We start from the raw sequence: 8862 nt of genomic DNA on the forward strand, positions 1-8862 counted from the left end.
GTTGGCCCACGCGCCGCGCTTCCAACAGGCGGTGCTGGAGCGCGTGAAGGGGAACCGGGAACGGCTGCTCCAGGCGCGTCCGGCGGACGCCGCGTGGGACGTGGTGCCCGCGCAGGGCTGGGCACGCTCAACCATGTCGCGCTGTCGTTGGAGGCGCTGGCGTCGCGCAAGGTGCCCGTGCGCGCGGTGGTGCTGTCGCGCGGGGTGCCCGGACGCGACCTGGCGGAGCGGGACAACCGGCGCTACCTGGAGGCCCGCCACGGGGTGGAGGTGCTGGGTCCCGTGCCGTATGTGGAGGATCCGAGAAAGCGCCGCCTGGCGTTCCGGCGGGCGCTGGCGCCGCTGGTGCCCGAACGCGCGCGGGCCCGATAAATCGGCCTCCGCCGCGTTCGCCGAAAAGGCGCGTGCTACAGGTCGCGCAAGTTTTCGCGTGGTGGCGGCCGTGATCTGGACGGCCCGTTTTTTCCGCGCGAGAAAGCCGTCACGAATGGCGGACATCATCGACATCACGCTCCTCGCGGACGTCCGACGCTTCTTCCAGAAGCTCATCGAACAGCGCGGGCTGTCCTACTTCCTCCAGAAAGACGGTCCGCGGCTGTTCCAGATTGAGCCGACGAAGGTCGAGCTGGTCCTGCGCACCGCGATCCGCACCCGCGACCCGGAGCTGCCCCGGCCGCATGAGAAGGCCATCGAGCACTGCCGCCTGGAGCTGCGCCGCGAGCTGATCCGCCGCGTGGCCAGCGCCATGCTCCAGACGGGGCTGTGAGCCGCTTCTCGCTCCGCACCGCCTTCCCGCGCACGCCCAACCCGCTGTCCCAGGCCGTCGCCGAGCGCCACGCGCGCGGGCTGCCCCTGCTGGACCTGGCGGAGACCAACCCCACCCGCGTGGGGCTGCCCCTGCCCGACGCGCAGCTGCTGCTGGCGGGCGCGGCGCCGCCACCGGCTTCCTCCCTTCTCCCGGAGCCCGTCGCAGGACGCGGCGGCCCCACGCCAGCGGTGGCCCGTGACGGCGCCCTACCGGCGGCGCCGGGCAAGGAGGGCGGCCCCACGCCCTCGCCCTTCGTCTACGCGCCGGAGCCCTTCGGCCTGCCGTCCGCGCGCGAGGCCGTGGCCACGCACCTGTCTCAGCGGGGACCGACCGTGGAGGCCGCGCACGTCGTCCTCAGCGCCAGCACCAGCGAGGCCTACGGCTGGCTCCTCAAGCTCCTGTGCGACCCGGGGGACAACGTCCTCGTCCCCGCGCCCGGATACCCGCTGGTGGACGTCCTGGCGCGACTGGAGGGCGTGCACGCGCGCTCCTACCGCCTCCCCGCCGTGCACGGGTTCGGGCTGGACGCGGGGCAGGTCGAGGCCGCCGTGGACGCTCGCACCCGCGCGGTGCTGGTGGTGAACCCGGGCAACCCCACGGGCCACTTCCTGCACGAGGACGAGCTGTATGCGCTCGCGGACGTGTGCGCCCGCCACGGCCTGGCGCTCATCAGCGACGAGGTGTTCTCCGACTTCGCCTGGGACGCGGAGGCGGGGAGGGTGACGTCGGTGGCGGGACGGCCGCTGCCGTGCCTCACGTTCTCGCTCTCCGGCCTGTCCAAGGTGGCGGGCCTGCCCGGCCTCAAGCTGGCGTGGCTGCACGCGGGCGGCCCCGCGCACGCGCGCGACGAGGCCCTGGCCCGGCTGGAGGACGTGGCGGACGCGGTGCTGTCCGTGGCCACGCCCGTGCAGCTCGCGCTGCCGGCGCTGTTGGCCCACGCGCCGCGCTTCCAACAGGCGGTGCTGGAGCGCGTGAAGGGGAACCGGGAACGGCTGCTCCAGGCGCGTCCGGCGGACGCCGCGTGGGACGTGGTGCCCGCGCACGGCGGCTGGAGCGCGGTGCTGCGCATCCCCCATCACCCCGGCGAGGAGGCCACCTGCCTGCGGCTCCTGGAGGAGGGGGTGCGCGTGCAGCCGGGCTACTTCTTCGACTTCAGCGGCGGTGCGTACCTCGTGCTGTCGCTGCTGCCGACGCCCGAGGTCTTCACCGCCGCCCTGGCTCCGCTGGTGCGCGTGCTCAGTCCACCGGCGGGTTGATGAGCTGCACGGTCTTGAAGGCGCTGTTCTCCACCTTGAACAGCTCGTAGGGAGAGGGCGCCTCGCCGGTGTCGTTGTTGAAGTCCAGCTCGCCGCTGGCGCCGCGCACGTTGATGATGGCGCCGGTGCGCAGCACCTCGCGCGCCGCTGTGAACTGCGTGGACCCCAGCGAGTAGGTGGTCGCGGACTGGCCCGCGGGGGGCGTGAGCTTCGTGAGCCCTTCCGCGATGCGGGGCCCCGTCACCGGCTGCGGGTTGTTGGGGTCGTTGCCCACCGCGTACGCCGCGCCCAGCGTCACCAGGTACATGGCGTCGTACGCGTGCGCGGTGAAGGAGAACTGTCCGGGGTCCGTCTTGTAGGCGGTGATGAAGCGGTCCGCGAACAGCTTGTAGGTGGAGTCGCTGGGCCGCGCGGACGCGGGCGCCGTGCCGTAGGCGCCGTTGAGCTGCGCCTTGTTGGCGCCCAGGTTCGTCAGCAGCGTGAGGTCCTTGCTCGCGTCCGTGAGGAACCAGCGGTTGCCGTTGGCCACGGACACGCCCTGGCCCACGGCCTCCGGAAGCAGCCGCGCGTTGTCCTCGGGGAAGCCCGCCAGCACCGTGAGGTCCGGCTTGAAGGACACCAGCCGGGTCACCGCGCCGCTCACGGACTCGTTGCGGTTGTACTGCGCGCCCGTGACGTTGTCCTTGTTGGGGATGCGGTTCTGGATGGCGTCGTACAGGCCGTTTCCGTACGAGTCGTTCACGTACGCCACGCCCACCTTGGTCGGAGGGGTGAACGTCACGCCCGGGTCGTTGATGGGCGTGACGCCCTGGAGCACGTCCGCGATGACGCGGCCCTGGAGCACGTCCGAGGGCGTGGTGCGCCAGACCAGGCCCACGCTGCCGCCGTTCTTGTCCGACAGCGTGGTGAACGCGGAGCTCGTTGCCGTGTGGCTCATGAGCAGCACGTTCTTGGGGACGGTGATTTCGCTGATGGCGAGCGTCTGCGCGCTGCCCGCGCTGAACAATGCCACCGCGCCCTTGTCGTTCACCATCCACGCAGCCTGCGTCACCGCCCGGTTCACGTCCGCCCCGGTGTCGCAGACGTACATGACGAACTGACGGCCGCCCACGCCCTGCGCCTGATTCACCTCATCCAGCGCCAGCTTCAGGCCGTTGAAGCGCTGCTGTTCAATCTCCGCGTTGCCGCTCGCGTTGGTGAGCGGCAGGGCCGCGCCCAGCACGATGGGGTTCGCCGCGGACGTGGCGCCCACCACCTGGTCGCATCCCGCCGGCTGCGGCAGGCAGAAGCCGGAGGTGCAGACGCTGTTGCTGCCGCAGTCACTGCTCGTCGTGCATTCGGACAGGCCGCCCGCCGTGGTGAAGCTGCACCCGGACGACAGCAGCGCCATGCCCAACGTCATCATTCCCAGCGCGCGCATCAGAAATGCCCCTCCATGCCGACCCCGGCGCCACGCGGTGCGAGCGTCACGCGGACGTCGCCCTGCGCGGGAGGGCCCTCTTTGGGATACAGGATGATGGCGGTGATGGCCCCCGCGAGCCCCACGCCGAAGCCGATGTCCGCGAGCAGCGCCTTGCTCTTGGTGCTGTCCGACAGCCGCTGCTTGTCCGCGAGCGTGCTGGCGTTGTCGAACTGCTCGCGCTGGTCGCGCGCCTGCAGGCCGAAGAGCACGCCCACGCCCACGCCCACCACCGCCACGCCGCCCGTGGCGAACGCCGCGATGCGCTGGTTGCGGTAGGACTTCACCGCGCGGTCCATCTCCGCCTGCCGCTGGCGCTCGCTCTCCTCCTCCGCGCGCCGCGCCGCGGCCTGCTCTTCATCCGCCTTCTGCCGCGCGGCCTCCGCCTCCGCCTCCAGGCGCTTCCTGTCCGCGTCCGCCACCGCCTGCGCCTGGTCCTCGCGGTCCAGCTGCACGCGCAGCCGGTCGATGGCGCGGTTGCTGTTCTTCAGCAGGGTGGGGTCGGTGTCCTCGCTGGAGGACGTGACGTACTGCCGGTAGTAGCTCATCGCCTCGCGGGGCTCGCCCGCGTACTCCAGCGCCACGGCGATGTTGTAGACGAGCCGCGGGTGCGGCTGCGCCTCGTTGGCCTGCTTCAGCGCCTCCGCCGCCTCGCGGTACTTGCCCGCGTCGTAGAGGCGTTTGCCCTCCTTCAGGAGGGCCTGGACGTTGACCTTGGAGCCACCCCGCTGCGCCAGGGCGGACCCCGGCGACAACGCAAGCGCCAGCGACAACACGAAAACCAGTCTCATGGGGCGGGGAGCCTAGCGCCGAACATTCCGGCCGTCGAAGCGCTGGCCCCCCTAAAAAAGCGCCGGGGCCACCCCCACCCCTGTAGCAACAGGGGAGGAAGCAGCCCCGGAAGGGCCTTCCCAGGCGTCAGACGGCGATCAGCCGTCCAGGCGCGCGATGAGCAGCTTGCGCTGGAGCATCAGGGCCTCGGGGGCCTTGGTGCCCAGCTGCTCGAAGAAGACCTCCTGGCTCTTGAGCTCGGACTTCCACTCGTCCTCCTTGATGGAGGTGGCCTCCGCGATGGCCTCCGCGGACAGGTCCAGGCCGTTGAGGTTCAGGCCCTGGTCCTGGCGCGGCACCCAGCCCAGCAGCGTCTCCTGCGTGGGGACGCGGCCGTGCACGCGGTTCACGATCCACTCGAGGACGCGCATGTTCTCACCGAAGCCCGGCCAGATGAACTTGCCGTTCTTGTCCTGGCGGAACCAGTTGACCTGGAAGATCTTCGGCAGCTGCGGGATGGACTTCTGCATGTCCAGCCAGTGCTGGAGGTAGTCGCCCATGTGGTAGCCGCAGAAGGGCAGCATGGCCATGGGGTCGCGGCGCACGACGCCCACCTTGCCGGTGGCCGCCGCCGTCGTCTCGCTGCCCATGGTGGCGCCCAGGAACACGCCGTGGGTCCAGTTGAAGGCCTGGATGACCAGCGGGACCGTGTTGGAGCGGCGGCCGCCGAAGATGAGCGCGCTGATGGGAACGCCCTGGGGGTCGTTCGCCTTGCCGGACAGCACCGGGTTGTTGCTCATGGGCGCGGTGAAGCGGCTGTTCGGGTGCGCCGCCTTCTCCGTGCTGCCCTTCTTCCAGGGCTTGCCCTGCCAGTCGATGAGCTCCTCGGGGACCTCGCCGTCCTTGCCCTCCCACCAGACGTCGCCGTCGGGCGTGAGCGCCACGTTCGTGAAGAGCGTGTCCTTGGAGATGGTCTCCATGGCGTTGGGGTTGGTCTTGTAGTTGGTGCCGGGCACCACGCCGAAGTAGCCGGCCTCCGGGTTGATGGCGTACAGGCGGCCATCCGGACCCGGGCGCATCCACGCGATGTCGTCGCCGACGGTCTCGATCTTCCAGCCCGCGTACTCCTTGGGCGGGATCATCATGGCGAAGTTCGTCTTGCCGCACGCGGACGGGAAGGCGGCGGCGATGTACGTCGTCTCGCCCTTGGGGGAGGTGACGCCCAGGATGAGCATGTGCTCCGCGAGCCAGCCCTCTTCACGGCCCAGGTAGCTGCCGATGCGCAGCGCGAGGCACTTCTTGCCCAGCAGCACGTTGCCGCCATAGCCGGAGCCGAAGCTCCAGATGGTGTTGTCCTGGGGGAAGTGGCAGATGTAGCGGCGGTCCGGGTTCACGTCGCCCGTGGAGTGCAGGCCGCGGTTGAAGTCGTCGCTGTCGCCCAGCATGTCCAGCGCGGCCTTCCCCATGCGGGTCATGATCCGCATGTTGAGCACCACGTAGTCGCTGTCCGTCAGCTCCACGCCAATCTTCGTGGAGGGGCCACCCAGCGGGCCCATGGCGTAGGGCACCACGTACATCGTGCGGCCCTTCATGCAGCCTTCGAACAGCTGGGAAAGCTTCGTGTAGGCGGCCTCCGGCTCCATCCAGTTGTTGGTGGGGCCCGCGTCCGTCTTGTTCGGCGTACAGATGAACGTGAGGTGCTCGACGCGCGCCACGTCGTTGGGGTTGGAGCGGTGCAGGTAGCAGCCCGGGCGCTTCTGGGGGTTGAGCGGGATGAGCGTGCCGTCCTTCACGGCCTGCTCGGTGAGGCGCTGCTTCTCCGCCTCCGAGCCGTCACACCAGACGATGCGGTCCGGCTGGGTCATCGCGGCCATCTTGGCCACCCAGGCCAGCAGCGTGGGGTTCTTCGTGGGCGCCTGCTCGGTGGCGGCTGCCGCTTGCGTCGAAGCCATGGAGGTCTCCTCGGGGTATCTCTCGGAAGAAACACCAAACCTTCTGGACCGGGGCCCCAAAAGCAACCGACGTCCGGCAGTCAACCGGACTTTCGACCGCTCTGGCCTAATTCCACTTATCAGCGCCCGGTCGCCCATCAGTAAACGGCGCGGTGCGGCACGCGCTGGCAGCGCGTCATTCCGTGCGCAGGTTGGGGGAGCGCACCCACTCCATGTCCATCGCCCTCGTCCTGGCCGTCATCGTCGTCGCGTTGGTCCTCTTTTCCATGGATTCCATCCCCATCGAGTTCACCTCGCTGGTGGTGGTGTGCCTGCTGGCGCTCTCCGGGGTGCTGACGCCGGCGCAGGCGTTCGAGGGCTTCAGCAACGACACGGTCATCTTCATCTTCACCCTGCTGGCGATGACGCAGGGGCTCGCCGCCACGGGCGTGGTGCAGATGGTCGGGCAGCGGATGGCGTTCTTCGCGCGCTTCGGCCACCAGGCGTTCGTGCTGGCGATGATGGGCGTGGTGGCGGTGTTCTCCGCGTTCATCTCCAACACGGTGACGACGGCGGCCTTCCTGCCGGTGGCCATTGGCGCCGCGCAGCGGGCGAAGGTGCCGCGCAGCAAGGTGCTGCTGCCCCTGGCGTACGCGTCCATGCTGGGCGGCACGGTGCTGCTGTTCGGCACGTCCACGAACCTGGTGGTGTCCGCGGCGCTGAAGCGGCAGGGGATGGCGCCCATCGGCGTGACGGAGCTGGCGCCGGTGGGATTGCCGGTGGTGCTGCTGGGCATCGGCGTGGTGGTGCTGCTGGGGCGGTGGCTGTTGCCCGCGCGCGAGGGCAAGCCGGGCACGGAGGGCTTCGCGCTGCGGGACTACCTCACGGAGGCCGTGGTGCCCGGGGACTCGCGCTACGTGGGCAAGCCCCTGTCGGAGATCAGCGAGGGCCTGGGGCTGCGCGTGATTGGCGTGGTGAGCGACGGCGAGACGCTCGACGCGAAGCCGTCCTACGTGCTGACGGGCGAGGAGCGGCTGCTGGTGGAGGGCCGCCGCGAGGATGTCCTCCGGGTGAAGGACCTGCAGGGCATCGAGCTGCGGCCGGACGTGCGGCTGTCGGACGCGGAGCTGGAGGGGCCGGAGTCGATGCTCGCGGAGGTGGGCGTGCCGCCCGGCAGTCCGCTGGTGGGGCGCAGCCTGAAGGAGACGCTGTTCGTGGAGCGCTTCGGGCTGGTGGCGCTGGGGCTGCACCGCCGGCCTGGAATCCAGCGGCTCACGAAGCTCCAACTGCTGCGGCGCGCCTACCACAGCCACTCGCTGTCCACGCTGCCCCTGGCCGTGGGGGACGTGCTGCTGTTGCGCGGCCCGCGGCAGAAGGTGGCGGAGCTGGCGCCGGGCCATACGCTGATGGTGCTGGAGGGCCACGAGTACGAGCCGCCGCGCTACGCGAAGGCGCTGCTCGCGGTGATCATCTTCCTGGGGTCGCTGGCGGCGGGTTCGCTGGGGTGGGTGCCGCTGTCCCTGGCGGGGCTCACCGGCATGCTGCTGATGATCGCCACGCGGTGCGTGGACGCGCGCACCGCGTTCCGCGTGGACTGGCGGGTGGTGCTGCTCATCGGCGCCATGATGGCGCTGGGGCTGGCCATGGAGGTGAGCGGCGCGGGGAAGTTCATCGGCGACCACGTGGCCCGGCTGGGCGCGTATGGCGGGCCGCGCGCGGTGCTGGCGCTCTTGATGGTGCTGACCATCGTGCTGTCGGCGCCCATGAGCAACCAGGCCGCGGCGCTGGTGGTGCTGCCGGTGGCCCTCAACGCGGCGTCGCAGCTGGGCGTGGACGTGCGCCCCTTCGCCATGGGCGTCACGCTGGCGGCGAGCTGTTCGTTCATCACCCCGCTGGAGCCCAGCTGCGTGCTCGTCTACGGGCCCGGGCACTACCGCTTCACGGACTTCTTCCGGCTGGGCACGCCGCTGACCGCGGTGCTGGTGGTGTTCCTCGTCTTCGCCGTGCCCGTGGTGTGGCCGTTCCACTGAGGCCGCCCGGGCCTTCAGTGGATGGCCGCGCGCAGCCCCACGTCCGCGAGCACGCGTGACTCCTGTTCCAGGAGGTATTGCAGGCGCGCGTCCACGGAGGCTTCGTCGCCGTTGGACGCGGTGACGGCCAGGCGGTGGAAGAGGGACTGGTGGCCGTCCTCCGACTGGGCCAGCTCCCCGTAGAAGCGGGCGAGCGCCGGGTCGGTGAGCCCCTCCGCGAGCAGGGAGAGCCGTTCACACGAGCGCGCCTCGATGATGGCGGCGACGAGCAGGCGGTCCACGCGCCGCTCCGGGGCGGGCGTGCGCACGTGCTTCTGGAGCCCCTGCGCGTACGGGTCGCCCGCGTCCTTGGTGAGGGTGAGGCCGCGCGCGGCCATCAGGTCCAGGACGCGCGCCAGGTGGGCGCTCTCCTCGCGGGCCAGGCGGGCCATCTGCGAGGGCAGGTCCGGCAGGTCCGGGTAGGCCTGGAGCATGGACAGCGCGTTGGCGGCGGCCTTCTTCTCGCAGTGGGCGTGGTCCACCAGCACCGCGTCGAAGTTCGCGAGCGCCAGCGGCAGCCAGCCGGGGTCGGTGGGCGCGTGGAGGATGACGGGGCCCGCTCCGGAGA

Annotated in this window: 7 protein-coding genes and 1 pseudogene; 4 read left to right on the top strand and 4 right to left on the bottom strand. The window is 70.7% G+C overall.

Annotated elements, in window-relative coordinates; genetic code table 11:
• Positions 1-105 precede the first annotated feature (105 nt).
• The 3 genes and pseudogenes from bioD to D7W79_RS33880 all read left to right on the top strand — a co-directional run.
• Positions 106-372: pseudogene (bioD, locus tag D7W79_RS33870) on the top strand (ATP-dependent dethiobiotin synthetase BioD); the annotation flags it as partial.
• A gap of 115 nt (positions 373-487) precedes the next feature.
• Complete coding sequence (locus D7W79_RS33875; RefSeq protein ID WP_120529476.1) at positions 488-766, top strand: hypothetical protein; 279 nt, start codon at positions 488-490, stop codon at positions 764-766.
• Positions 763-2064 carry a pyridoxal phosphate-dependent aminotransferase gene (locus tag D7W79_RS33880; protein ID WP_244222121.1) on the top strand — a complete coding sequence of 434 codons (1302 nt, stop codon included), beginning with the start codon at positions 763-765 and terminating at the stop codon, positions 2062-2064. The genes D7W79_RS33875 and D7W79_RS33880 overlap by 4 nt, the downstream gene beginning before the upstream one ends.
• Here D7W79_RS33880 and D7W79_RS33885 read toward each other — a convergent pair.
• The 3 genes from D7W79_RS33885 to D7W79_RS33895 all read right to left on the bottom strand — a co-directional run bounded on the left by D7W79_RS33885 (position 2045) and on the right by D7W79_RS33895 (position 6246).
• Positions 2045-3484: an ABC transporter substrate-binding protein gene (locus D7W79_RS33885; RefSeq protein ID WP_120529472.1), complete on the bottom strand. Its 1440-nt coding sequence runs from the start codon at positions 3482-3484 to the stop codon at positions 2045-2047. The genes D7W79_RS33880 and D7W79_RS33885 overlap by 20 nt on opposite strands.
• Positions 3484-4314, bottom strand: coding sequence for a tetratricopeptide repeat protein (locus D7W79_RS33890; protein ID WP_120529473.1), 831 nt, complete (start codon positions 4312-4314; stop codon positions 3484-3486). The genes D7W79_RS33885 and D7W79_RS33890 overlap by 1 nt, the downstream gene beginning before the upstream one ends.
• Before the next feature lie 138 nt (positions 4315-4452).
• Positions 4453-6246, bottom strand: a complete 1794-nt coding sequence (locus D7W79_RS33895) for a phosphoenolpyruvate carboxykinase (GTP) (RefSeq protein WP_120529474.1) — start codon at positions 6244-6246, stop codon at positions 4453-4455.
• Positions 6247-6398: 152 nt separating this feature from the next.
• Here D7W79_RS33895 and D7W79_RS33900 point away from each other — a divergent pair, with 152 nt between their 5' ends.
• A complete protein-coding gene (locus D7W79_RS33900) occupies positions 6399-8255 on the top strand; it encodes an SLC13 family permease (RefSeq protein WP_439099256.1) in 1857 nt (618 codons plus the stop codon).
• 14 nt (positions 8256-8269) lie between these two features.
• Here D7W79_RS33900 and D7W79_RS33905 read toward each other — a convergent pair.
• The coding region (locus D7W79_RS33905; protein ID WP_244222122.1) for a MiaE family protein at positions 8270-8862 on the bottom strand (593 nt) is incomplete at its 5' end.

Origin of the sequence: Corallococcus exercitus (assembly GCF_003611585.1) — a bacterium.
Taxonomy (GTDB): Bacteria; Myxococcota; Myxococcia; order Myxococcales; family Myxococcaceae; genus Corallococcus; species Corallococcus exercitus.

What these genes read in the sequence shown, in the direction of transcription:
- D7W79_RS33875 (WP_120529476.1), top strand. Translation starts at nt 488, where the DNA reads ATGGCGGACATCATCGACATCACGCTCCTCGCGGACGTCCGACGCTTC.
- D7W79_RS33885 (WP_120529472.1), bottom strand. Translation starts at nt 3,484, where the DNA reads ATGCGCGCGCTGGGAATGATGACGTTGGGCATGGCGCTGCTGTCGTCC.
- D7W79_RS33890 (WP_120529473.1), bottom strand. Translation starts at nt 4,314, where the DNA reads ATGAGACTGGTTTTCGTGTTGTCGCTGGCGCTTGCGTTGTCGCCGGGG.
- D7W79_RS33895 (WP_120529474.1), bottom strand. Translation starts at nt 6,246, where the DNA reads ATGGCTTCGACGCAAGCGGCAGCCGCCACCGAGCAGGCGCCCACGAAG.